Raw genomic sequence first — 22,435 nt, forward strand, 5'->3', positions numbered from 1 at the left:
GGCGCTCACCAGGTGGCCGGGCCGGCGGTGGGGAGCAGCACGGTCAGCCGGGTGCGACCGATCTTCAGCAGCGAACGGTCCTGGAGGGCCACCGGGGTGCGGATCCGCTCCCCGTCGACGAAGGTGCCGTTGGTCGAGCCGAGATCGGTGGCGACCAGGGTCGAATCGGCGTCGGTGCGCAGCTCGAGGTGATGGCGGGAGACCCCGGTGTCCTCGAGGATGATGTCGGCGTCGCCGCCGCGACCGATCACCGTGACCGGACCGGTCAGCAGGTACTGCTGACCGTCGATCTCGACGATCGGGCTGCCTCCGGAGCCCGCCTGTGCGGCATCCGTCGCGGGCGCGACGCTGCCGCGCTCGGTGCGGGACTCGGTCTCGAAGCGGCCCGCCCGCACCTCGTCATCGCGCTCCAGGGTGATCACGACGCCGCCGACGAACATGTACCGCTGCTTGTCGGCGTGCTCCATCAGCACCCGCTGGAGCTCGTCGAGCAGGGTGTCCTGCCAGGAGCTGAAGCGGTCGAAGTCCTGGGAGTGCAGGTAGATGCAGAAGATGTTCGGGGCCAGGGTCCGCGTGCGATCGAGCACCTGGATCTGGTCGTCGCACTCGCGCTTGAGCCCCTGCGCCAGGTCGAGCGGCTTCAGCTGCCCGCGACCGGGCGAGAAGACGCTCGTCACGCCGCGATCGAGGCCGCGCTCGATCCGATCCAAGATCCCCACGATGGTCCTTCGCTCTCGCAGTGGCCGACAGGTGCTGGAGGGCCGTCGGTCGATGCCGTCTAGGTGGTGTTCGACAGGACGACGATCGACGAGGCTGCTCGCCCACCGATCGTATCGTGACAGCAGGTGGATCCCGCGACCGCCGAGCGGGGAGGCGGCGAGGGATTCGTGCAGGCCTCGTGAAGAGCGGGGCTCCCGCGGCCGGCGGCACGGAGGCTCCGCATGCGATGAACGTAAGCGATATCCGTATGCGATATTGACGGTGTGGAGACCGTCAGAGCGCCCGAGATCCCCGTCGACGTCGACTTCGCGCACGCACTGGGGGTGTCCGATGCGGAGCACACCCTGCACACCCAGGGCGACCCGGCCCGGGTCTGGGACCTCGCCAGCGTCTCCAAACCCCTCACCGCGCTCGGGGTGCTGATCGCTGTGGACCGCGGCCTGGTCGACCTCGACGAGCCCGCCGGGCCCGAGGGCGCGACCGTGCGGCACCTGCTGGCCCACACCGCCGGCTACCCCTTCGACGGGAAGGAGGCGGTGGGGGGCGTCGGCGCGCGCCGCCTCTACTCCAACACCGGCTTCGAGGTGCTCGCCGCCCATGTCGAGGACGCGACGGGCTTCGACTTCGACGACTGGATGGAGCAGAGCGTCGTCGCGGGTCTGGACCTCGTCGACGTCGAGGTGACGGGCTCCCCGGCCGCCGGGTATCGCGGCTCGCTCCGCGATCTGCTCGCCGTCGGCCGCGAACTGCTCGCCCCCACCCTGATCCCGGAGCCGCTCTGGCGCGAGGCGAGGACCGTCCAGTTCCCGGGCCTGGCCGGGATCCTGCCCGGCTACGGGCGCCAGAAGCCCAACGACTGGGGGCTGGGGTTCGAGATCCGCGGCGAGAAGCAGCCGCACTGGACCGGCGCGCACTCCTCCCCGGAGACCTTCGGGCACTTCGGCCAGTCCGGCTCCTTCCTCTGGGTGGACCCGGCGGCCGGGCTCACCGCCGCCTTCCTCGGCGAGCAGCCCTTCGGTCCCGAGCATGTGCGCGTCTGGCCCGGCCTCACCGATGCGCTGCTGGAGCGCTTCGGCGGCGAGGGCGACGGCGGCGCGGGATGAGCTCCCTGGACCTGCTGGGGGAGTTCGGGTTCGAGGCCGCCGCGATCGTGCTCGGTCCCGAGGGGGAGCGGGCGCGGCGCGGGGACGTCGAGCTGATCCGACCCTGGCGCTCCGTCACCAAGGCCCTCACCGGATTCGGTGCGGCCCTCGCCCTCCAGGACGGGCGCGTGGACCTCGAGGATGCGGCCGGCCCGCCCGGGGCCACGCTGCGCCACCTGCTCTCCCACGCCTCGGGATACTTCTACGAGTCCGCGAACACGCTGCAGGCCCCGGGGCTGCGCCGGCACTACTCGAACTTCGGCATCGACGAGGCCGCCCGCCACGTGGCGCAGGGCCTCGGACGGGACTTCGGCGACTGGATCCGGGAGCGGCTCGCGGAGCCGCTGGGCATGGCCGGGCTGGAGTGGAGCGGCTCGCCGTCGGTCGGCGCCCACGGCGCGCTCACCGACCTCTCGCTCTTCGCCGCCGAGCTGCTGCGCCCCACCCTGCTGACGGAGCGCTGGTATGCGGAGCTGACCCGGGTGCAGTTCCCGGAGCTGGTGGGCATCATGCCCGGCTTCGGCAAGCAGACCCCCAATCCCTTCGGGCTCGGCCTCGAGGTGCGCGGCGCCAAGTCACCCCACTGGACCGGCGCGGGCAACAGCCCGGCGACCGTGGGGCACTTCGGCATGCGCGGTACCGCCTTCTGGGTGGACCCCGACGCCGATCTCGCGCTGGTGATCGGCACCTCGCACGACTTCTGCGATGCCCACCGCGAGGTCATGCCCCGCCTGGCCGACGCGGTGCTGGCCGAGCACGCCTGAACCCGGCAGCTGTCGACCTCACACGTTGTGGACCAGCGGGCCGACGGGGTCGCGCCGGCCGGCGAGCACCTCGAGCATCCGCACCAGGCGCACCGTGGCCTGCACGTCGTGCACCCGCAGCATCCTCGCGCCGTGCTGCACCGCCCAGGCCGCGGCCGCGAGCGACCCCTCCAGCCGCTCCTCCTTGGCCAGGCCCAGGGACTCGCCCACGAAGTCCTTGCGGCTCAGCGCCGCCAGCAGCGGCAGTCCGAGGTCAGCGAACTCGCCCAGGCCCCGCATCACCTCGAGGGTCTGCACGGTGGACTTGTTCAGGTCCGGTCCCGGATCCAGCACGATCCGCTCCCGAGGCACCCCGGCGGCGAGGGCGAGCTCGAGACGGGCGATGAGGAACTCCCGCACCTCGGAGACCACGTCCTCGTAGTGCGGGTGGGGGAGCGGCCTGCGGGGCGGCGCCGCCGAGTGGGTGAGGATCAGCGAGGCACCGGACTCGGCGACCGCGGCTGCCATCTGCGGGTCCGAGAGCCCGGTGGTGTCGTTGATCAGGTCCGCACCGGCGGCGACGGCGGCCCGGGCCACCGAGGCGTGGAAGGTGTCGACCGAGAGCAGCACGCGGCTCGGCAGCTGCGCACGCAGCGCGGCCACGACCGGCACCACCCGGTCGCTCTCCTCCGGGGCGGGCACGGGTTCTCCGGGGGCGAACTTCACCCCGCCCACGTCGATGAGGTCCGCGCCGTCGCGGGCGGCCGCGAGCCCGGCGGCGACCGCGGCCTCCAGGCCCCAGGTGCGGCCCTCGTCGAAGAAGGAGTCGCGGGTGCGGTTGACGATCGCCATCACCAGCACCCGACCGGAGCTGTCCGGCAGCGGGCGGGGGGTGCGGAGGATGCTCGGCGACGGGGGCGGGGGAGCATCCAGCGCAGGCTCGGGAGCGCGGGATACAGTGGAATCCGAGCAGGGCGTGCGATCTGTCTCGCGCTCGTCGTACACCATGTTCACGATCCGTTCCTCCGCTGTTCAGGCCGGGGTCCGCCCTGCTTTGAGGCGCGTCCGACCTGCACTACGTTATGAGCGGACACGGACTTGCACAATCCGGCTGCGGCGCACCTCGCACGTCGGTACAGGACCTTATGGAGGACTCACGAGATGAAGATCGTCGTCGCCGGTGGAGATGGATTCTGCGGCTGGCCCACTGCCCTGTATCTCTCGCAGAAGGGCCACGACGTCACGATCGTGGACAACCTGGTGCGCCGTGAGATCGATGTGGAGCTGGGCTCCAACTCGGTGACCCCGATCCTCGAGCTCGAGGAGCGGGTCGCGGTGTGGAAGGAGGTCTCCGGCAAGGACATCGCCGTGAAGATCGCCGACCTCACCGACTATGACGCGGTCTCCGCGATCTTCCAGGAGATCCGGCCGGAGTCCTTCGTGCACTTCGCCGAGCACCGCTCCGCGCCGTACTCGATGATCGACCGCGAGCACGCGATCGAGAACCATCGCAACAACGTCGAGGGCACCCTGAACGTGCTATGGGCGATCAAGGACTTCGCGCCCGACTGCCACCTGGTCAAGCTCGGCACCATGGGCGAGTACGGGCAGCCGAACATCGACATCGAGGAGGGCTGGCTCGAGGTCGAGCACAAGGGCCGCAAGGACCGCCTGCCCTACCCCAAGCAGCCCGGCTCCTTCTACCACCTCACCAAGGTGCACGACAGCGACAACATCATGTTCGCCTGCAAGATCTGGGGCATCCGCGCCACCGATCTGAACCAGGGCGTGGTCTACGGCCTGGAGACCGACGAGACCCGCCGTGATCCGCGTCTGGTCAACCGCTTCGACTACGACGCCGTGTTCGGCACCGCGCTGAACCGCTTCATCGTGCAGGCGGCCATCGGCCACGACCTCACCGTCTACGGCAACGGCTCCCAGACCCGCGGCTACCTGGACATCCAGGACACCGTGCGCTGCATCGAGATCGCCTGCGAGAACCCTGCCGACGTCGGTGAGTTCCGCGTCTACAACCAGTTCACCGAGCAGTTCTCCGTCAAGGAGCTGGCCGAGAAGGTGCAGAAGGTCGCCCGCGACCTGGGCAACGACGTCGAGCTCGCGACCACCGAGAACCCGCGCGTGGAGAAGTACGACCACTACTACAACGCGGTCAACACCAACCTGCTGGACCTGGGCCTGCAGCCCCACCTGCTGACCGACGAGCACCTCACCGAGGTCATCAAGGTCGCGATGAACAACACCGATCGCGTCGACCGCGAGCTGGTCCTGCCCACCGTCACCTGGAAGTGAGCCGCACCCCGTGAAGATCGCGATCGTCACGGAGACCTTCCTGCCGTCGGTCGACGGCGTGGTGACCCGCCTGCGTCACGCCGTCGACCGGTTCACCGAGCTCGGGCACGAGGTCATGGTCATCGCCCCGGAGCTCGGTGTCACCGAATATCACGGTGCCCGGGTGGTGGGCATCAAGCCGGTGACCCTGCCGTTCTACAAGCATCGGCGCTTCACCCTGCCCAATCCCACCGTGGACGGCATCATCCGCGGCTTCCACCCGGATGTGGTCCATGCCGCCCAGCCGCTGCTGCTGGCCTCCTCGGGGGCGTTCGCCGCACATCGGCAGCGGATCCCGCTGGTGGCGAGCTATCACACGCACATCCCCCGCTACCTGGACCTCTACCGGGCCTACCGCTGGGGCAAGCGCCCTGTGTGGTGGCAGATCCGGCGCAACCACGCCCTGGCCGACATCAACATCGCCACCTCCGAGACGATGAAGGCGGAGCTCGCGGGGCAGGGCGTCCAGAACCTCCACGTGGTCCAGCGCGGGGTGGACACGCAGACCTTCCACCCCCGCTTCGCCTCCGACACCATGCGCGAGCGCCTCACCGAGGGGCATCCGGGCAAGAAGCTGCTGGTCTTCGTGGGTCGGCTGGCGGCGGAGAAGGAGATCCATCGGCTGCGGCCGATGATGGAGCGCCGTGATGACGTGGCGCTGGCGATCGTGGGCGACGGTCCCTACCGGCGCGAGCTCGAGCAGATCTTCGAGGGGACCTCCACGCTGTTCCCCGGCTTCATGGAGGGTGAGGAGCTCGCCGGCGCCTTCGCCAGCGCCGACGCCTTCGTGTTCCCCTCGGTCACCGAGACCCTGGGGCTGGTGATCCTCGAGGGGATGGCCTCCGGGCTGCCGGTGGTCGCCGCCCGGTCGGGGCCGACGATGGAGCAGGTCACCGACGGGGTGAACGGGCTGATCTTCGAGTCCGGGGATGAGGCGAGCCTGGATGCGGCGCTGACCCGGCTGGGCGATGCGGAGCTGCGGGGGCGCATCCGGGAGGCCGCCCGGGCCGAGGCCGAGAAGTTCTCCTGGGCCAGCGCCTCGGACGATCTGCTGCGGTACTACGAGATGGCGATCGCGCAGCACGGATGACCGTCGTCCTGCCCATGTCCCTCGGTGCCCAGCAGGACGGCATCCTGCGCGCGCACCTGATCATGCCCGACGGCACCCTGCGCCATACGGTCGTCTCTTCGATCCTGGCCGATGAGTGGAGCGGCGTGAAGGCGTCGCTGGAGCACCGGCTGGGCCTCTGAGTCGCGCCGCGTTGCGATATTCGCTGGGACGCGCCTTCCTCGGTGTGGTGGGATGGCGCAATGAATCACGGCCAGAGCACCCCCGCGCGGATCATCCCCGTCGACCCCGCCGACCGTGAGTCTCTGCTCGCCTGGAACGCGGTGCTCGGGGAGGGGTTCAACGCCGGGCGCGAGGCAGCCTGGTGGGCGAGCGAACAGACCATCCTCGCGCGCTTCGGGGATCCGAAGCCCGAGCGCCTCTCCGTCCTGCTGGTGGCGAGCCTCGACGGCGAGATGGTCGGAGCGGCGGGGGCGGACGTCGACCCCGGCGACCCCGCCGAGGTCGAGATCTCCGTGCTCCCGACGCATCGGCGCCGAGGCATCGGCACCGCGCTCGCCGCCGCCCTGCGCGAGACGCTCGCCGGCCACGCCGAGGTGGTCCAGGCCGAGACCTACAGCGAAGCGGGGATCTCCTTCGCGCTCGCGCACGGCATGCGGATCGGCAACCAGGAGCACCGCCTGCTGCTCGACCTGCCCGTCGACCGCGCCGCGCTCCTCGGCTCCTCCGATGCCGTCCGCGCCGCGCCCGGGATAGAGGTGCGCACCTGGCGGGGCGCCTGCCCCGAAGACCTGATCCAGGACTGGGCCCGGCTCAGCACCCAGATGGAAGCTGACGTGCCGATGGGCGACCTCACGCGTCCGGCCCCGCGCAGCGAGGTGACGGAGATCCGCCGTAGCGAACAACGGATGGACGCGCAGGGCTGGACCCTGGTGCGCGGCCTCGCCTACGACCCCGGGACGGCCGTCGGCTACACCGAGATCTTCGTCAATCGCCACGACCCGGAGATCCTCACTCAGGACGACACCCTGGTGGATCGCGCCCACCGCGGCCGCGGCATCGGCCGCGCCCTCAAGCTGGCGAACCTGGAGAACCTCGCCGGCGTCCCGGAGGCGGAGTCCGCTCGTTGGATCCAGACCTACACCGCGCTCGACAACACTCCGATGCTCGCGCTGAACCGGTCACTGGGCTTCCGTCAGGCGGATGTGCTGAGCATCCTGGAGGGCGAGCTCCGCGCGGGATGATCGACCTTCCCGCGAATCTCGTGTTCGGGGATCGCCCCGGCCCGCGTTCTGCACTGCTGAGGCCGTGCGTCGCCGCGTCGTGGTGGACCATAGGATGGCGCGGACGACGGATCGTCGGGCAGTGGCAGAGCGGGCGCGGACGCAGTGATCGCGCAGGACGGAGCGCGCGATGGGGTCGCCGGATCAGGAGCAGGACGCGGCCCTCGACGGCGCCGTCGACAGCGCTTCCCAGGACGGTGCCGCGAGCGCCGAGCACGGCAGGCGGTCCTCGTCACGAGCCAACGGGCTGGGCATCACGACGGTCACGATCACCCTGCTGATCATCCTGCGCATCTTCTCCCTGGCCCAGTGGGACTGGGAGGTCGCGGGCACCATCCTCGCCACGATCGACCTCAGCGACATCCCCTCGGTCATCGTCAGCACGATCTACACCGAGCCCCTGGTCACCTCGATCATCGTCGCCGCGGCCGGACCGCTGATCGTGATGTTCACGATCCGTGACTTCCGCCGGCATCGGCGGGTCTCCTTCGGGCCCCTCATCCTGATTGCGCTGCTGATCGCCGCGGGAGCCTCGCTGCTGATCACCTTCCGCTCCTGGTGGATGATCGTCGTCGCCCTCGCGGTGGTCGCCGCGGGGATCGCGATGCTGCACCCCGGTGCGCCGCCGAAGGTCCGGCGGGTCGGCAACGCCGTCGTGTCCCGGGCCATCGTGGCCTGCATCGTCCTCGAGCTGTTCGTCGCGGCGTTCTCGAGCACACCCTGGATCGAACGAGAGAGCATCGTGCTCAGCTCGGGCGAGGTCGTGCAGGGGTACGTGCTGGAGGTCGAGAGCGGCTTCGTGAAGGTCCTCGACGAGGACCGCCAGGTGCGCGTCATCATCTCCGGCGACATCGCCTCGCGGAGCTTCATCTAGCCCTCCACACGGATCCCGAGGTGGCTCGCGAAGGCCGGTGCCAGGGCGGTGACCTGCTGGGCGTCGAGCGTCGCGCCGGCCATCCCCTCCAGGTTGCCGACCGAGCCCATCTCGAGCCCGCGCAGGTCCACATCCTTCAGCCGGGCGTGGGCGAGGGAGACGCTGCCGGCGCGGCAGTTCACGAACGAGACCCGGGTGGCGGTCACACCGGCCAGGTCCAGCTCCTCGATCGTGCAGTCCTCGAACAGGACGTCCTCGAGCGTCGAGGAGCGCAGGTTGATCCAGTCGAACTTGCTGCCGGTGAGGCGGGTGGAGCGGATCGCCGCGTCATAGATGTCCAGCGCCCCGATCCGGGAACCGCTCAGCTCCATGTCTCGCCACGTGGAACGGGTCGCGTCCAGGACAGGGGCATTCAGCCGCTCGATCCGGGTCTCGACCAGCCGGGCGTGCTGGAGCAGGGTCGTGTGCGCGGTGACACCCACCAGCTCGCATTCCGAGAGCGTGATGCCGCTGAGGTCGCGCCCGGAGAGGTCGCCGCCCTCGATGCTGAGCCCCTCGTAGCTGTCCTGCGGCTGGAGCTGTTCGACGTCGGAGGGCTCGAGACCGGGCAGGACCAGACGGCTCAGCACGGGCTTCTTGGCGGTGGCGGACCTGCGTGCGATGGGGACACCTCGGGGTTCGTGGGCGGATCCGATCCGCGGTGGCGGGCGGCCCGTCCGAGGGTACTGGGCGAGGCTGACGGCCGTCGGCGGCGAGCGACGCTCCGGCGGGATTCGAACCTGCGACGCGCTCCGTATGGGGGAGCCGCTCTTCCGGGCTGAGCTACGGAGCGATGTGCCGGCGGGGCCGACGAAGACCAGCCTGGGGCAGGGCGGTCCGCGCTGTCGAGCCGTCCGTCATCGACCGACTCAGAGCGTCGTGAAGGGCCGCCGGGGGTCATCTCGGAGCGAGCGGCGGAGGTGCTGTGGTGGGCGCGGGTCACCACGGAACATCGTGCACGGTTCCTCCACAGTGAGCATTCATCCACAAATTCCGCAAGGTTATCCACAATGAACTGAGCACTGTTCTCCTGGAATATTTCCGGTATCAGGCCTGGTGGCGTTGGAGTGCCTGTGGCCTGCGCCGTTGAGGAGAGGGGAAGGCTCTGTGGTGTCGACCGTTCCTCCCCGGTCGACGTTTTCCACATTTCGCGTGGAGGCTTTCATCCGTCAGGGGTGAGGGGAATCATGGAGGCATGTTCGAAAGCGCGAGTGAGATCGATTCAGCCCCTGGTGATCCCCACCAGGCGCTCGTCGATGCCGTGCACGCCGGCGGTGCCCCGGTGCTCGCCGCGGCGCTCGGGGACCAGGGATTCGTGCTGCGGGAACTCGCCCTGCGACCCGGAGAGCTGTTCGTCCCCGATGAGGCGCTCGGCGCCGCGTACACGAACGTCGTGGGCATGATCCACGAGCTGCGCAGCGCGATGGACGCTCTCGAGGCGCGCACCGTCGTGGCCCTGGCCGAGTCGCTGACACTGCAGAAGCAGGCCGAGGCGCGGGCGCGCACGGCGCAGGAGGCGGATCAGGCCCCGCCCACCAGGAAGCTCCTGCGGGAGGCCACGAACGAGGCGACGCGGGAGGTCTCGATGCTGATCGGGAAGTCCCCGGCATCCGCCGCCCACTCCCTGGCATCCCAGCGCCGCCTGGTCGCGGACATGCCCGAGATGCTCACCGCTCTCGCGAGCGCGCAGGTCACCAGCACCTCCGCCCACAACACCTCTCGCGCCGCCGCCCCGCTGTCACCGGCCCAGCGCCACGAGATGGACCGGCTGCTGGGCGAGCGCCTGCCCGATCTCGACGGCGCGGGTGCGGAGACCTGGGACGATGCCACAGTCGCTGCGATCGCGGCCGCAGATCCGGCCGGGCAGGAACGTCGCCACCAGCGAGCGAAGCAGGAACGGCACGTCACCGTCCGGCGTGCCGAGCACGGCATGGCCACCGTCTCCGCACGCGTCCCGGCCCTCGACGGCGCGAAGATCCGCAAGCGCCTCTCCCTCGAAGCCGAGCGCCTGCGCGCCGCCGGTGACCGGCGGGGCCACCAGGCGATCCAGGCCGACTCCTTCGTGGACACCCTGCTCGGTCAGGAGGACGCCATGGTGCCGACCACCCTCGACATCGGCATCATCATCACCGACCGGGCCCTCTTCCACCCGGGTGCCGGGGATCTGGCCCAGATCGAGGGGCACGGCACCGCCCCGGCCGAGGTGCTGCGCGACGAGCTGCGCGGGCCCCTCGGCGCGGCGCTCACGAAGGGGACGGACCGCGCGATGGGGCCCGACGGGCCTGCGCTGCGCGCCGTGATGAGGCGCCTGTACACCCATCCGCTCACCGGCGAGCTGGTGGCGGTGGAGTCCCGTGCGCGAGCCTTCCCGGCGGCGCTGGCGAAGTTCATCCGCTGGCGGGACCTGGTGTGTCGCGCCCCCTACTGCGATGCTCCGATCCGGCAGACGGACCACATCCGTCCCCATGCGTCCGGCGGTGACACCTGCCTGGACAACGGGCAGGGGCTCTGCGCCTTCTGCAACGCCAAGGAGCAGCAGACCCGCAGCGTGCACCGCGTGGGCGATCCCGCCGTGGACGGTCACGTCGTGGAGTGGATCAGCCGGTCCGGCACCCGTCGCACGACCCGTCCGCGAGCCCTCAGCACGCGTGAAGGGTCGCCTCGAGCAGAGCCTGCCGCTCGCTCACCCCGCAGGAGATCCGCGCGCCGGAGACGGCGCCGACCGCCCTCGTCGCGAGCACCCGAGGCCCCCGCCTGATGCCCCGCCTGTCAGGCCGCCCCGCAGGCCCTCGTTCACCCGTGCGGTGGCAGCAGGGCTTCCGTCGCGGCGTAGCCGAGGGGGTCGCTCACGGGCAGGTCCGTGCCGTCCCGGAGCGCCTCGGCCGTGCGCACGGCGGCCGTGAGCGCTGCGCGGTAGGGGAGCGATCCGGTGCTGATTCGGGCCACTCCGGCCTCGGCGGCGTCGGCGCGGGTCCAGCGGCTGCTGGCCAGCACATTGACCGGCAGCGGCGAGAACCGCGTGATCTCCGCGATCGTGACCAGCGGCAGATCACCGGGCACGAAGATCCCCTCGGCCCCCGCGTCCGCGTAGCGGGAGATGCGGGCGAAGGTCTCCGCGAGGTCGGGCCGCCCCGTCCAGAAGGTGTCCACCCGCGCGTTGAGGAACACCTCGGGGTGACGGGCCGAGACCGCGGTGATCTTCGCGGCGTGCGCGACGGCGTCGGTGAGCGACCCGCCGGCGGAGTCCTCGAGGTTGACGCCCACCACCGGGAGGTCGTCGAGCAGCTCGGCGACCTGCTGCGGATCATCGCGGTAGCCGTTCTCCAGGTCACCGGTGAGCAGGACCTCGGGCACGGCGACCGCGATCCGGGCCAGCGCGAGTCGGGTGTGCTCGAGGGTGAGGCCGTGCCCGTCATGCAGACCGGCGGCCGCAGCGATGCCGAGACTGGTGGTGCCCACTGCCGGGAATCCCGCTCGGTGCAGCGCGAGCGCCGAGGCGACATCCCAGGCGTTCGGGAGCAGGAAGGGGTCACCCGGCCGGTGGAGAGCGGCGAAGGCCTTCCGCGCGGCGGAATCGGGATGAGCAGCCGGCATGGAACTCAGAACCTCTCGGGACGGGACACGGTGTGCGCTGCGGACGGTGCGGTGCGGGACGGCGGGGTCAGCGCCCTCCGGCGGCCGCCGCGGCCGCCGCGGGCAGCACAGCGGCGATCCGATCGAGCACCGCGGGGGTGTGCGCCGTGGAGACGAACCAGGCCTCGAAGGCCGACGGCGGCAGGTAGACCCCGCCCGCGAGCATCGCGTGGAAGAAGCGGGTGAACGCGGCGGTGTCCTGCGCCTTCGCGTCCTCGTAGCTGCGCACGGGCGCCTCGCGGAAGAACACCGAGAACAGGGTGCCGGCTCGCTGGATCGTATGCGGCACCCCGGCCGTGGTGAGCGCGTCGGCCACCAGCTGCTGCAGGGTGCGGGAGGCGCTGCCGAGAGTCCGGTAGGCCGCCTGGTCCAGGCCCGCCAGGGTGGCCAGGCCCGCCGCCGTCGCCAGCGGGTTCCCCGACAGGGTGCCCGCCTGGTAGACGGGGCCCGCCGGGGCGAGCAGGCCCATCAGGTCCGCGCGGCCGCCGAAGGCGCCCACCGGCAGACCGCCGCCGATCACCTTGCCGAAGGTCATCAGGTCCGGTGCCCAGGCGTCGGCCCCGCCCTGCGGCCCGTCGATCCCGTAGTATCCCTCAGCGCTCGCCCGGAACCCGGTGAGCACCTCGTCGCTGATCAGCAGGGCGCCCGCGGCGTGCGCGGTCTCGGACAGGAAGCGGTTGAAGCCGATCCCGTCCTCCTCGCGCGGGGGCACCACGCCCATGTTCGCGGGCGCGGCCTCGGTGATGATCGCGGCGATCTCGGAGCCGCGCTCGGCGAACAGCGCCTGCACCGCCGCCCGGTCCCCATAGGGCAGCACCACGGTGTCGCGCGCGGTCGCGGCGGTCACACCCGCCGAGCCCGGCATCGCGAAGGTCGCGACCCCGCTGCCGGCCTCGGCCAGCAGCGCATCCACATGCCCGTGGTAGCAGCCGGCGAACTTCACGATCACGTCCCGGCCGGTCGCGGCACGGGCCACCCGCAGCGCGCTCATGGTCGCCTCGGTGCCGGAGTTGACCAGGCGCAGCTGCTCGACGGGGCGGATGCGGCGCACGACCTCCTCGGCGAGCGTCACCTCGCCCGGCTGCGGGGCACCGAAGGACAGGCCGCGACCGGCCGCCTCGCGCACCGCCTCGACCACCTGCTCGTCCGCATGGCCGAGGATCATCGGGCCCCAGGAGCCGACCAGGTCCACGTACTCGGTGCCGTCGGCGTCGTGCAGCAGGGCGCCCTTCGCGGAGGTGAGGAAGGGCGGGGTGCCGCCCACCGAGCCGAAGGCCCGCACCGGCGAGTTCACGCCGGAGGGGATCACCTGCCGGGCGCGGGAGAAGAGGTCGGTGGAGGAGGTCGTGCCGGTCATCGAAGGAGTCTCCTGGGGGTCGTCGGAATCACGCGGGTTCAGAGGAATTCGTGCAGGTGGGGCGGCAGGCCGTCGCGGTACCAGCCGGCGACCTCGCTCGCGTAGTAGGTCAGCACCGTGCCGGCACCGGCGCGGCGGAAGGCCAGCAGGGACTCCAGCACGGTGCGGTCGCGGTCGAGCCAGCCGTTCTGCGCCGCCGCCTCGATCATCGCGTACTCGCCGGAGACCTGGTAGGCGCCGACAGGGACCGGGGAGGCCTCGGCGACCTCGCGCAGCACGTCGAGGTAGGGCAGTCCGGGCTTGACCATCACCAGGTCCGCGCCCTCGGCGACGTCCAGCGCCAGCTCGCGCAGGGCCTCTCGGCCGTTCGCCGGATCCTGCTGGTAGCTGCGACGGTCGCCCTGCAGCGAGGAGTCGACCGCCTCGCGGAACGGACCGAAGAAGGCGGAGGCGTACTTCGCGGTGTAGGCGAAGATCCCGGTGTCGAGGTGCCCGGCGCTGTCCAGCGCCCCGCGGACCGCGGCGATCTGGCCGTCCATCATCCCCGAGGGGCCCAGCAGGTGGGCGCCCGCCTCGGCCTGGGCGAGGGCCATCTCGCGGTAGCGCTCGAGGGTGGCGTCGTTGTCGACCCGGCCCGCGGCGTCGAGCACGCCGCAGTGGCCGTGGTCGGTGAACTCGTCCAGGCACAGATCGGCCATGATCACGGTCGCATCGCCCAGCTCGCGCCGCAGCCGGCCCAGCGCCTGGTTCAGGATGCCGTCGGGATCGCTCGCGCCGGAGCCGGCGGCGTCCTTGTGCTCGGGGACCCCGAACAGCATCACCCCGCCCACGCCCCGCTCCACGGCCTCGGTCGCGGCACGCACCAGGGAGTCCATCGTGTGCTGCTCGACGCCGGGCATCGAGCCGATGGGGCGGTTCTCGCGGGCGCCCTCGCGCACGAACATCGGCAGCACCAGGTCGGCGGGCCGCAGCGAGTGCTCACGCACCAGGGAGCGCACCGCGCTGCTGGTGCGCAGGCGGCGGGGCCGGTCCAGCGGGCCCGGAGAGCTCGGGCCGGGCATCGTCGGGAGGGTCATCGGGTCTCCTTGCGGGAGTGGGGGAGGGACACAGGGTGCAGAAGGGGCGAGGTGCGGAAGGGGCGGGGTGCGGAAGCGGTGGGGCCGGTCCGGTCAGCGGCCGGCAGGATCCCGAGCCAGCACCTCCTGCACCGCGGCGACGAGGGCCGCATCGGTCGTCTCGGCCGCCTGCTGGGCGACGCTCAGCCCCGCGGCGTCCGCGGCCCGCGAGGTGGGCCGGCCGATGCTGACGATCGGGATCCCGGGATGGACCCCCAGCGCGGCGGCGCGGCGCGCGATCATCGAGCTGGTCAGGACCAGGGCGCCGTAGCCTCCGGCGGCGAGGCCCGCCCGGACCTCGGGCGGCGGATCCAGCGGTGCGGGCCGGTACGCCGTGACCTCGCGGACCGCATAGCCCTTCGCCCGCAGCCCCTCGGGCACGGTGCGAGCCGCGGCGGAGGAGGCGGGGAACAGCACCGACGCGCCGGCAGGAGCGGCAGGCATCTGCGCGACGAGATCCGCACCGGAGCCGGCCGCGACCAGGTCGGGGCGGATCCCGATGGCGCGGAGCGCCTCGGCGGTGCCCTCCCCGACGGCGACGACCGCGATCTCCGGCGCCACCTCCACCGGGGCCAGCAGCTCGGCGACGGTGCGGGAGGTGACCACCAGATGCGTGCAGCCGCCGCCGGTGAGCAGCGCCCGGGCCGCGGCGAGCTCCTCGTCGGCAGCGGGGACGAGCTCGAGCAGGGGGTGGTGCTCCGCCTCGATCCCCGCTGCCCGCAGCAGGTCCAGCAGCGTCGCTCCGCGCCCGGCCGGTCGGGTGACCAGGACGGGACGCGGAGCGGCCGCCGCACGCATCAGGCCCGGGCCTCCGCGAGGATCTCGCCGGCGCCCCGGGAGAGCAGATCCGCGGCGAGCTCCTCGCCGAGCTCGGCCGGCACCGAGCCGGGACCGGAGAGCTGGTCCGCGTCGAGATCGAGCGCCACACGGGCCTCGCCCTCCACGGCATGGCTGCCATCGGTGCGGATCGCGAGCGCGCGCAGCCGCAGCACGCCGGCGGCCCCCTCCTCATCGGCCTCGAGCTCGGCGAAGGCCGCCACCGGCGCCGAGCAGCCTGCCTCGAGGGTGGCCAGCAGCGCTCGCTCGGCGGCGATCGCGGCGCGGGTGGCGGGGTCGTCGACCGCGTCCAGGCGCCGGGCGAACCAGGGCCGCTCCGCGAGCGCGGCGGTGGTCGCCTCCACCGCGAGGGCGCCCTGGGCCGGGGCGGGCAGCATCACCGAGGGGTCCAGCAGCTCGCTGATGGCCGCCTCGCGTCCCACCCGGCGCAGCCCGGAGGCGGCGAGCACGACGGCGTCGAGATCCGCCTCCGTGCCCAGCGCCCGGTTCAGGCGGGTCTCGACGTTGCCGCGGATCCCGAGCACCTCGAGGTCCGGCCGGGCCCGCAGCAGCTGGGCGGCGCGGCGCGGCGAGCCGGTGCCCACCTTCGCCCCGGCCGGCAGCTGGTCGAGGGTGAGACCGTCGCGGGCGCAGAGCGCGTCGCGCGGATCCTCCCGGACCGGGTAGCAGGCCAGGGTGATCTCCGTGAGCGGTGCGGTGGGGAGATCCTTGCAGGAGTGGACGACCACGTCGACCGTCCCGTCCAGCAGCGCCTGGCGCACGGCGGTGACGAACACGCCGGTGCCGCCGATCTGGGCGAGCGGGCTCGTGCGGTCGCGGTCGCCGTGGGTGCTCACGTGCACCAGCTCCACGGGATGGTCCGTCCCGGCCACCAGCGCCTCGCCCACCTGCCCCGACTGGGTCAGCGCGAGGTCGGAGGCACGGGTGCCGATCCGCAGGGGGGAGCCGACGAAGACGGCGGTCCCGGTGGAGGTGACGTCGGCGGGCGTCATGCCGGCGCCCCTGCCGCCGCCGTGGAGCCCGCCGCGTCCGCGCGCGCCTGCTCCACGTCCTGCGCCGAGTCGACGGCGCTGGTGGTGGGACGGCACTGGCGTCCCACGCAGCAGTTCGCCCCGCACACGTCCGGGGTGCCGCCGAAGTCGGTGACCACGCGGCGCGGGAACTGCGCATCCAGCCGCTCCTGGACCAGATCGGCCAGCGCCGCGATGAAGCGGGGATCCTCGCCGGAGGTCGCGACCCGGCGGAAGGCGAGCCCCTTCTCCTCGGCGGTCTCCTTGGCCTCGGTGTCCAGGTCCCAGACCACCTCGACGTGATCGGTGACGAAGCCGATCGGGACCACGACCACCGCGTCGGCGCTGTGCTCGGCGGCGAGCTGGGCGATCACGTCGTTCACGTCCGGCTCGAGCCACGGGGTGTGCGGCGACCCGGAGCGGGACTGGAAGACCAGCTGCCAGTCGGGCAGCTCGGGTGCATCGTCGTGCAGCTGCTCCATCACCCAGCGGCAGGCCGCGAGGTGCTGCGCCACGTACCAGCCGCCGGAGCCCTCGACCCGGGTCTCCTCGGGGCCGGAGGCCTCGGCCATCGAGTGCGGCACCGAGTGGGTGGAGAACAGCACCGCGACCCGCTCCGCGTCATGCCCCTCGGCGGCGAGGCTCGCCAGGGCGCCGGCCACCCCGTCGACCACCGGTTCGAGGAAGCCGGGGTGGTTGAAGTAGACGCGGACCTTGTCGATGCTGACCTCACCGGCCAGGCCGGTCTCCTCGAGCACCATCCCGAAGTCCTCGCGGTACTGCCGGCATGAGGAGTAGGAGGAGTACGCGCTGGTCACGAGTCCCAGTGCGTGGCGGTGGCCGTCCGCGTGCAGGGCGCGCACCGCCTCGGCGTGGTACGGCGCCCAGTTGCGATTGCCGAAGTAGATCGGCAGCTCGATGTCCCGGCCGGCGAGCTCCTGCGCGAGGGCGGCGATCATCGCCTCGTTCTGCGCGGTGATGGGGCTGCGGCCGCCGAGGGCGCGGTAGTGGCCGGCGACCTCCTCGAGACGCTCGTCGGGGATCCCGCGCCCCCGCGTGACATTGCGGAGGAACGGGATCACGTCCTCCTGGCCGTCGGGGCCGCCGAAGGACGCGAACAGGATCGCGTCGAAGGGCTTCGGCTCGCCGCGCCGGGTATGGGTGGCGGAGGCGGGATCGACGCTCTGCGGGCTGGGCATCGACAGGCTGGGCATCGACAGGCTGGGCATCGACAGGCTGGGCATCGACACGGTGGAGTCAGTCATGGTGGGTCCTCGGTGGTGGGGTCCGGGCTCAGGCGAGCAGGTCGGCGACGGCGTCGAGGTCCTCGAGACGTCGACCGGTGTGGAAGGGCAGCTCGTCGCGCACGTGCAGACGGGCATCGGAGTAGCGCAGGTGACGCATCATGTCGACCAGGTCGTGGAGGTCATCCGCCTCGAAGGAGAGCAGCCACTCGTAGTCGCCGAGCGCGAAGGCGGCGACGGTGTTGGCGTTGACCTGCGGGTACTCGCGGCCCAGCATCCCGTGCTCGCGCAGCATCCGGTTGCGCTCGTCGTCGGCCAGCAGGTACCAGTCGTAGCTGCGCACGAAGGGGTAGACGGTGATCCACTGCTTGCGCTCGAATCCCGGCATCATGAACGAGGGGGCGTGGCCCTTGGCGAACTCGGCCATGCGGTGCACGCCCACGCCCGCCCACTGGCGGTGCAGCCAGGTCCCGGCTGCGGAGCGCTCGAACTCGCGCAGCGCGGTCTGCAGGGCGGCGGGCTCGTCCGCGGCCAGCCACAGCATCAGATCCGCCTCGGCGCGGAAGCCGGAGACGTCGTAGAAGCCCAGGATCTCCACGCCGCCCTCGGTGTCGGACTCGATGAGCTGGGTGACCTCGTCCAGGGACTGCCGGATCTGCGCGGTGGTGAGCTCGCCGTCCTCGGTGAGGCCGGAGAGGCGACGGAACACGGTGTAGCTCGTAAAGCGGGTTCTCTGCGCGATGTCCTCGACGGACGGTGCTGCCGGGGCGGGGGTGTCGGTCATGACGGGGTTCCTTCCGAGTAGGTGTCGTCGGCGCGGACGATCGCGTCGATGCCGGTGCCGGCCCTCCAGGAGCCGACGAGTTCGAGGGACGGCTGCAGGGCGAGCAGGCCGGTGAGGGCGTCGAGCCCGGCGCGGTGACCGGGCAGGGCCTGGCGCATGGCACGGTCCCAGTCGATCACCTCCGCGGCCCGCAGCTGCGTCCGGGACAGCGGGGTGCCCAGGATGGCCGAGGCGTCGGCGAGGGCGAGGTCGACGATCTCCTCGCGGGCGGGGAGCTGCTCGCCCGGACGCCCGTAGGACAGTCGCAGCAGGTGCGGGCTCCGGGCCGTGGGCAGGGCCTCGGCCAGCGCCTGCTGCACGTGCTCCCACTTGGCGCTGGCATGGGTCAATGCCTTCGCCCGGATCCCCGCGGTGCCGGGGGCGACCAGCGCCCCGGTGCCGGCGGGGTGGGCATCCAGTGCGGGCGCCTCGAGCACCAGCGCCACCAGGCGCACGGCGGCCGACGGGGCCTGCGGGATCGCGCGCGCGATCGCCGGAGCCGCCTCGTTCAGCAGGTCACGGGCGGTGTCCGGGGGGCAGGCGAGGACCAGGTGGTCCGCCTCCAGGCGCTCGTCGCGACCGGTGAGGACCTGCCACCGGTCCCCGCTCCGCTCGACGCCGATCACGTCGACGCCGGTGCGCAGGATCCCGCCGGCAGCCAGGATCTGCGCCTGCAGGGCCTCGGGAAGCGCGGCCATCGTGGGGGACAGGGAGCGGACGCGAGTGCCCGCGCTGCCCGCGCCGCGCCCGCGCAGCCGCTTCACCGCTGCGGTGAGGGAGCCCTGCTCGGCCAGTCCCCGGCTCAGCGGCGGGGACGCGGTCGCGAACTCGAGGGTCGCGGGGTCGGCGGAGTGCACGCCGCCGACCACCGGCGCGACCAGCCGCTCGAGCACCTTCCGGCCCAGGCGGCGACGCACCGCCTCGGCGACCGTGGCCCCGTCACCGGCGCCGTACCAGGCGGGCAGGAAGCGCTCGAGGCTCGCGCGCAGCGCTCCGGCGGTGCCCAGCACCGCGCGCACGTCGGCGGCGAGAGGGTGCCCGGGAATGCCGAGCACGCTCGCCCCGGGTGCCCGATGCACTCCCGCGGCGGAGACCACCCGGCTGCCCAGGCCCTCGCGCGGGGCGACGATCCGCTGCTCCAGGCCCAGCTCGGCGATCAGCGCCTCGACCGCCCCGGAGGCGATCGCATACGCCTCGGCGCCGGTGTTCAGCGTGAATCCGCCGGCGTCGGGAAGAGCGGCGTCGGCGATCGCGCCGCCGAGCGTCCCGGACGCCTCCAGCAGCACCACGTGGTGCCCGCCGCGCTGATGGCGGCGTGCGGCGAGCAGCCCGGCCAGGCCGCCGCCGATCACGAGGACACGGGTGCTCATGCCGGGCGGACGTCCTGCTCCGCGCCCGCCACGTCATCCACGTCATGGAGAAAGCTCACCAGATCGGTGAGGACCTGCGGATCGGTGGACGGCGGGACGCCGTGGCCGAGGTTGACCACATGGCCGCTCGCACCGGCCCCGGCCCGCAGCACCGCGCGAGCCTCCGCGAAGCGCGCCTGTTCGGAGGTGAACAGCACGGCCGGGTCGATGTTGCCCTGGACGGGGGTGCCGGTCGGCAGCATCTCCAGCGCGCGGTCCAGTCGCAGCCGGTGGTCCACGCCCATCGCGGTGGCCCCGGCGGCGTGCATCTGCGGCAGCAGGTGGGCGGCGCCGACCCCGAAGTGGATCCGCGGCACCGGCAGGTCGGCGACGCGGGCGAGGGCCGCGGCGGAGTGCGGCTGGACATGGGTGAGGTACTGCTCGGTGCTGAGGGCGCCCACCCAGGAGTCGAACAGCTGCACGGCGGAGGCGCCCGCGAGCACCTGGGCGCGCAGGAAGCGGCCCGACAGCTCCGCCACCCAGGCGGCCAGCCGCGCCCATGCCTCCGGCTCCGAGCGCATCAGCGCCCGGGTGCGCAGATGGTCGCGGCTGGGGCCGCCCTCGACCATGTAGCTGGCCACGGTGAAGGGGGCGCCGGCGAAGCCGATCAGGGGCGTGGTGCCGAGCTCGGCGACGGTCAGGCGCACCGCCTCGCGGATCGGCTCCAGCGCCGCCTCGTAGTCGTCGCCGAGCACGGGCAGGGCGTCGATGTCGGCGACGGTGCGCACGGGATGGTCGAAGACGGGGCCGACGCCCGGCTGGATCTCGACCCCGAGACCCGCCTGCCGGGCGGGGACCACGATGTCGGAGAAGAAGATGCCGGCGTCCACGCGGTGGCGCCGCACCGGCTGCACGGTGATCTCCGCAGCGAGGTCCGGGCGCACGCAGGAATCGAGCATCGTGGTGCCCTCGCGCAGGGCGCGGTACTCCGGCAGGGAGCGGCCGGCCTGTCGCATGAACCACACGCTGGGGGTGGCGCTCCTCACTCCGCGCAGCTCCTGCAGCACCGAGGCGTCGGACACACCGCCTGCGGCGCTCGGGCGCTGTGCCGGGTGCTCGGAGGGCAGCTCCGCAGTCGGGTCGACGGGGGGTGCGGCAGTGGTGGCGAGCCCGGGGCCTGCGGCGTTCCCGGGAGCTGACAGGTGTCGCGATCGATCTGACGCCTTGTCGGCAAAAGTGGGCTCTGACGTGGGGTTCTGTGTCATGACGCTCCATTGTGCACACGAACTCCGAGAGTGTTCCGACAGCCGGTCGGAGCGGTCGCGGGCCGCCCTAGACTGGCGCTCATGCTCGCTGCCCTCCGCGCCTCCCACGAGCACCTCGACCTCGAGGTGCTCGACGCCCTGACCCGGGGCGCGGACACCCTCCCGGCCGTCATCGACCAGCTGCAGATCGAGCGCGCCGCCACCGGCGCCGATCCCGTCGTCGCCGGCGAGGTCGTGGTGAGCACCTGCAACCGGCTCGAGATCTACCTCGACACCGACCGCTTCCACGAGGGGGTGGATCTGGTCGTCGACGCGGTCGCGCGCGCCAGCGGGCTGGACCGCGAGGTGGTCTCCCTCTGCTTCGACGCGGCGATGGACGATCCCGTCCCCCAGCACCTCTACGAGGTCACCTCCGGGCTGCGCTCCCTGGTGCTCGGCGAGGCCGAGATCGCCGGGCAGGTGCGGCAGTCCTACGAGACCGCGCGCCGCGAGGGCCGCACCACCTCGATGCTCCACGACCTCTTCCAGCACGGCTTCCGCTGCGCGAAGTCCGTCGCCACCCAGGCACCGGTCGGCGCGGCCGGGCGCAGCGGCGCCACCGTCGCGGTGGACCGGGCCGAGGTCGAACTGGGCGGCTTCACCGGCCGCAGCGTGCTGATCGTCGGCACCGGCGCCTATGCCCGTCTGGGGCTCGCGGAGCTGGGGCGCCGCGGGGTGCAGGACGTGCGGGTGTTCTCCCCCTCGGGGCGCGCCGCCGGCTTCGCGGAGCGCCATGGCGTCCAGGTCGTCGCACCGGCGGACCTCGAGCGCTCCCTGCACGCGGCCGATCTGGTGCTCGCCTGCTCCGGGCGCGGCACCTCGCTGTTCCCCGAGCAGTTCCTCAGCGCCGGGCGGACCGTGGTGCTCGATCTGGCGCTGCACTCGGACCTGCACCCGCTGGTGCGGCACCTCAAGGGCGTCACCGTGCTCGGGCTCGAGGACCTCAAGCTCGGCACCGACGCACAGGCCGATCCGGCGCTGCTCACCGCCCGCGGGATCGTCGCCGAGAACGTCGAGGCCTTCCGCCTGCAGCAGGAGGTGCGCCGGATCGACCCGGCGATGGCCGCCCTGCGCCGCGAGGTCTTCGACGCGGCCGACGGCGAGATCGACCGGCTGCGCCGCGACGTCGCCGGGGAGACCGCCGACCAGCTCGAGCGCTCTGTGCGCCGCATCCTGGCCCGGGTCATGCATCAGCCCGCCGAACGCGCCCGGCACCTCGCGGAGACCGGGTACGCCGACGCCTACGTGGAGGCCTTCCACACCATCTTCGGGATCGACATCTCCGCCGGCCAGCAGTTCACGGCGGGTGTCCAGGAGGCGGTCGAGGACAGCAGCGCACCGGTCCCCGCCGGCTGGATGCGGGTGGACCGCACGGTGCCGCCGCGGAGCGACGCCCTGCGGGAGCAGCCGGCGTCGGCCCCCGAGCTCGAGCCCGTCGGCCGCCTCTCCGCCTCGGACATCGCCCGGGTGGCGCTGCGCGGTGGGCAGTGCCCCGAGGGCTTCGGCCCGGAGACGGACGGCCCCGCGGGCTGATCCCCGGCGGC

At 72.5% G+C, this 22,435-nt stretch carries 21 protein-coding genes and 1 tRNA gene; 9 read left to right on the plus strand and 13 right to left on the minus strand.

Going from position 1 to position 22,435, the window contains the following annotated elements:
- Positions 1-5 precede the first annotated feature (5 nt).
- Positions 6-719, minus strand: a complete 714-nt coding sequence (locus CFK38_RS05190) for an FhaA domain-containing protein (protein WP_096802132.1) — start codon at positions 717-719, stop codon at positions 6-8.
- Between the two features lie 264 nt (positions 720-983).
- Here CFK38_RS05190 and CFK38_RS05195 point away from each other — a divergent pair, with 264 nt between their 5' ends.
- Together CFK38_RS05195 and CFK38_RS05200 are read left to right on the plus strand one after the other, a co-directional pair.
- Complete coding sequence (locus CFK38_RS05195) at positions 984-1,823, plus strand: serine hydrolase domain-containing protein (protein WP_157773363.1); 840 nt, start codon at positions 984-986, stop codon at positions 1,821-1,823.
- A complete protein-coding gene (locus CFK38_RS05200; RefSeq protein WP_096802134.1) occupies positions 1,820-2,626 on the plus strand; it encodes a serine hydrolase domain-containing protein in 807 nt (268 codons plus the stop codon). The genes CFK38_RS05195 and CFK38_RS05200 overlap by 4 nt, the downstream gene beginning before the upstream one ends.
- 18 nt (positions 2,627-2,644) lie before the next feature.
- On the opposite strand, the gene folP is transcribed toward CFK38_RS05200, so the two are convergent.
- The gene (folP, locus tag CFK38_RS05205) at positions 2,645-3,457 is read right to left on the minus strand and encodes a dihydropteroate synthase (RefSeq protein WP_338025020.1); all 813 of its coding nucleotides are present in this window, start codon (positions 3,455-3,457) and stop codon (positions 2,645-2,647) included.
- A 309-nt stretch (positions 3,458-3,766) separates the two neighbouring features.
- Here folP and CFK38_RS05210 point away from each other — a divergent pair, with 309 nt between their 5' ends.
- The 5 genes from CFK38_RS05210 (at position 3,767) to CFK38_RS05225 (ending at position 8,180) form a co-directional block, all read left to right on the plus strand.
- Positions 3,767-4,915 (plus strand): NAD-dependent epimerase/dehydratase family protein, encoded by a 1,149-nt coding sequence (locus CFK38_RS05210; protein ID WP_096802135.1) that lies wholly within the window; start codon positions 3,767-3,769, stop codon positions 4,913-4,915.
- Positions 4,916-4,925: 10 nt separating this feature from the next.
- Entirely contained in the window at positions 4,926-6,044 is a 1,119-nt protein-coding gene (locus tag CFK38_RS05215) for a glycosyltransferase family 4 protein (protein WP_096802136.1), read from the plus strand.
- A complete protein-coding gene (locus CFK38_RS17075; protein ID WP_157773364.1) occupies positions 6,041-6,205 on the plus strand; it encodes a hypothetical protein in 165 nt (54 codons plus the stop codon). Before CFK38_RS05215 ends, CFK38_RS17075 begins: the two co-directional genes overlap by 4 nt.
- 60 nt (positions 6,206-6,265) lie before the next feature.
- Positions 6,266-7,267 (plus strand): GNAT family N-acetyltransferase, encoded by a 1,002-nt coding sequence (locus CFK38_RS05220; protein ID WP_096802137.1) that lies wholly within the window; start codon positions 6,266-6,268, stop codon positions 7,265-7,267.
- A 169-nt stretch (positions 7,268-7,436) separates the two neighbouring features.
- Complete coding sequence (locus tag CFK38_RS05225; protein ID WP_096802138.1) at positions 7,437-8,180, plus strand: hypothetical protein; 744 nt, start codon at positions 7,437-7,439, stop codon at positions 8,178-8,180.
- Here the strand turns inward: CFK38_RS05225 and CFK38_RS05230 are convergent.
- Positions 8,177-8,809 carry a pentapeptide repeat-containing protein gene (locus CFK38_RS05230; RefSeq protein WP_245851232.1) on the minus strand — a complete coding sequence of 211 codons (633 nt, stop codon included), beginning with the start codon at positions 8,807-8,809 and terminating at the stop codon, positions 8,177-8,179. The two genes, CFK38_RS05225 and CFK38_RS05230, sit on opposite strands and share 4 nt — an antisense overlap.
- 129 nt (positions 8,810-8,938) lie before the next feature.
- Positions 8,939-9,012, minus strand: a tRNA-Met gene (locus CFK38_RS05235).
- A gap of 402 nt (positions 9,013-9,414) precedes the next feature.
- Between CFK38_RS05235 and CFK38_RS05240 the strand changes: the two genes are divergently transcribed.
- Positions 9,415-10,977, plus strand: coding sequence for an HNH endonuclease signature motif containing protein (locus CFK38_RS05240; RefSeq protein WP_172895768.1), 1,563 nt, complete (start codon positions 9,415-9,417; stop codon positions 10,975-10,977).
- 35 nt (positions 10,978-11,012) lie between these two features.
- On the opposite strand, the gene CFK38_RS05245 is transcribed toward CFK38_RS05240, so the two are convergent.
- The 9 genes from CFK38_RS05245 to hemE form a co-directional block, all read right to left on the minus strand.
- Positions 11,013-11,813 (minus strand): isocitrate lyase/PEP mutase family protein, encoded by an 801-nt coding sequence (locus CFK38_RS05245; RefSeq protein ID WP_096802140.1) that lies wholly within the window; start codon positions 11,811-11,813, stop codon positions 11,013-11,015.
- Positions 11,814-11,880: 67 nt separating this feature from the next.
- Positions 11,881-13,209 (minus strand): glutamate-1-semialdehyde 2,1-aminomutase, encoded by a 1,329-nt coding sequence (gene hemL, locus CFK38_RS05250; protein WP_096802141.1) that lies wholly within the window; start codon positions 13,207-13,209, stop codon positions 11,881-11,883.
- A gap of 38 nt (positions 13,210-13,247) precedes the next feature.
- The gene (gene hemB, locus CFK38_RS05255) at positions 13,248-14,285 is read right to left on the minus strand and encodes a porphobilinogen synthase (RefSeq protein ID WP_096802142.1); all 1,038 of its coding nucleotides are present in this window, start codon (positions 14,283-14,285) and stop codon (positions 13,248-13,250) included.
- 93 nt (positions 14,286-14,378) lie between these two features.
- Positions 14,379-15,122, minus strand: coding sequence for a uroporphyrinogen-III synthase (locus CFK38_RS05260; RefSeq protein ID WP_157773365.1), 744 nt, complete (start codon positions 15,120-15,122; stop codon positions 14,379-14,381).
- A complete protein-coding gene (gene hemC, locus CFK38_RS05265) occupies positions 15,122-16,153 on the minus strand; it encodes a hydroxymethylbilane synthase (protein WP_096802143.1) in 1,032 nt (343 codons plus the stop codon). Before hemC ends, CFK38_RS05260 begins: the two co-directional genes overlap by 1 nt.
- Positions 16,150-17,370 carry a ferrochelatase gene (locus CFK38_RS05270; protein ID WP_245851279.1) on the minus strand — a complete coding sequence of 407 codons (1,221 nt, stop codon included), beginning with the start codon at positions 17,368-17,370 and terminating at the stop codon, positions 16,150-16,152. Before CFK38_RS05270 ends, hemC begins: the two co-directional genes overlap by 4 nt.
- Before the next feature lie 94 nt (positions 17,371-17,464).
- Positions 17,465-18,199, minus strand: coding sequence for a hydrogen peroxide-dependent heme synthase (gene hemQ / locus CFK38_RS05275; RefSeq protein ID WP_096802144.1), 735 nt, complete (start codon positions 18,197-18,199; stop codon positions 17,465-17,467).
- The gene (locus CFK38_RS05280; RefSeq protein ID WP_096802145.1) at positions 18,196-19,608 is read right to left on the minus strand and encodes a protoporphyrinogen/coproporphyrinogen oxidase; all 1,413 of its coding nucleotides are present in this window, start codon (positions 19,606-19,608) and stop codon (positions 18,196-18,198) included. The genes hemQ and CFK38_RS05280 overlap by 4 nt, the downstream gene beginning before the upstream one ends.
- Positions 19,605-20,669, minus strand: coding sequence for a uroporphyrinogen decarboxylase (gene hemE, locus CFK38_RS05285; RefSeq protein ID WP_096802146.1), 1,065 nt, complete (start codon positions 20,667-20,669; stop codon positions 19,605-19,607). The genes CFK38_RS05280 and hemE overlap by 4 nt, the downstream gene beginning before the upstream one ends.
- A gap of 264 nt (positions 20,670-20,933) precedes the next feature.
- On the opposite strand from hemE, the gene CFK38_RS05290 reads away from it, so the two are divergent.
- Complete coding sequence (locus CFK38_RS05290; RefSeq protein ID WP_096802147.1) at positions 20,934-22,424, plus strand: glutamyl-tRNA reductase; 1,491 nt, start codon at positions 20,934-20,936, stop codon at positions 22,422-22,424.
- Positions 22,425-22,435: the final 11 nt, after the last annotated feature.

The organism is Brachybacterium vulturis, assembly GCF_002407185.1.
In the GTDB taxonomy this organism is placed as follows: domain Bacteria; phylum Actinomycetota; class Actinomycetes; order Actinomycetales; family Dermabacteraceae; genus Brachybacterium; species Brachybacterium vulturis.

Excerpts from the sequence above, each read along its gene's own strand:
- CFK38_RS05225 (WP_096802138.1), top strand. The coding sequence starts at position 7,437 with ATGGGGTCGCCGGATCAGGAGCAGGACGCGGCCCTCGACGGCGCCGTC.
- CFK38_RS05290 (WP_096802147.1), top strand. The coding sequence starts at position 20,934 with ATGCTCGCTGCCCTCCGCGCCTCCCACGAGCACCTCGACCTCGAGGTG.
- CFK38_RS05270 (WP_245851279.1), bottom strand. The coding sequence starts at position 17,370 with ATGCCCAGCCCGCAGAGCGTCGATCCCGCCTCCGCCACCCATACCCGG.
- hemB (WP_096802142.1), bottom strand. The coding sequence starts at position 14,285 with ATGACCCTCCCGACGATGCCCGGCCCGAGCTCTCCGGGCCCGCTGGAC.
- CFK38_RS05220 (WP_096802137.1), top strand. The coding sequence starts at position 6,266 with ATGAATCACGGCCAGAGCACCCCCGCGCGGATCATCCCCGTCGACCCC.
- CFK38_RS05210 (WP_096802135.1), top strand. The coding sequence starts at position 3,767 with ATGAAGATCGTCGTCGCCGGTGGAGATGGATTCTGCGGCTGGCCCACT.
- CFK38_RS05280 (WP_096802145.1), bottom strand. The coding sequence starts at position 19,608 with ATGAGCACCCGTGTCCTCGTGATCGGCGGCGGCCTGGCCGGGCTGCTC.
- folP (WP_338025020.1), bottom strand. The coding sequence starts at position 3,457 with ATGGCGATCGTCAACCGCACCCGCGACTCCTTCTTCGACGAGGGCCGC.
- CFK38_RS05200 (WP_096802134.1), top strand. The coding sequence starts at position 1,820 with ATGAGCTCCCTGGACCTGCTGGGGGAGTTCGGGTTCGAGGCCGCCGCG.
- CFK38_RS17075 (WP_157773364.1), top strand. The coding sequence starts at position 6,041 with ATGACCGTCGTCCTGCCCATGTCCCTCGGTGCCCAGCAGGACGGCATC.
- CFK38_RS05260 (WP_157773365.1), bottom strand. The coding sequence starts at position 15,122 with ATGCGTGCGGCGGCCGCTCCGCGTCCCGTCCTGGTCACCCGACCGGCC.
- CFK38_RS05245 (WP_096802140.1), bottom strand. The coding sequence starts at position 11,813 with ATGCCGGCTGCTCATCCCGATTCCGCCGCGCGGAAGGCCTTCGCCGCT.
- hemQ (WP_096802144.1), bottom strand. The coding sequence starts at position 18,199 with ATGACCGACACCCCCGCCCCGGCAGCACCGTCCGTCGAGGACATCGCG.
- hemL (WP_096802141.1), bottom strand. The coding sequence starts at position 13,209 with ATGACCGGCACGACCTCCTCCACCGACCTCTTCTCCCGCGCCCGGCAG.
- CFK38_RS05240 (WP_172895768.1), top strand. The coding sequence starts at position 9,415 with ATGTTCGAAAGCGCGAGTGAGATCGATTCAGCCCCTGGTGATCCCCAC.
- hemC (WP_096802143.1), bottom strand. The coding sequence starts at position 16,153 with ATGACGCCCGCCGACGTCACCTCCACCGGGACCGCCGTCTTCGTCGGC.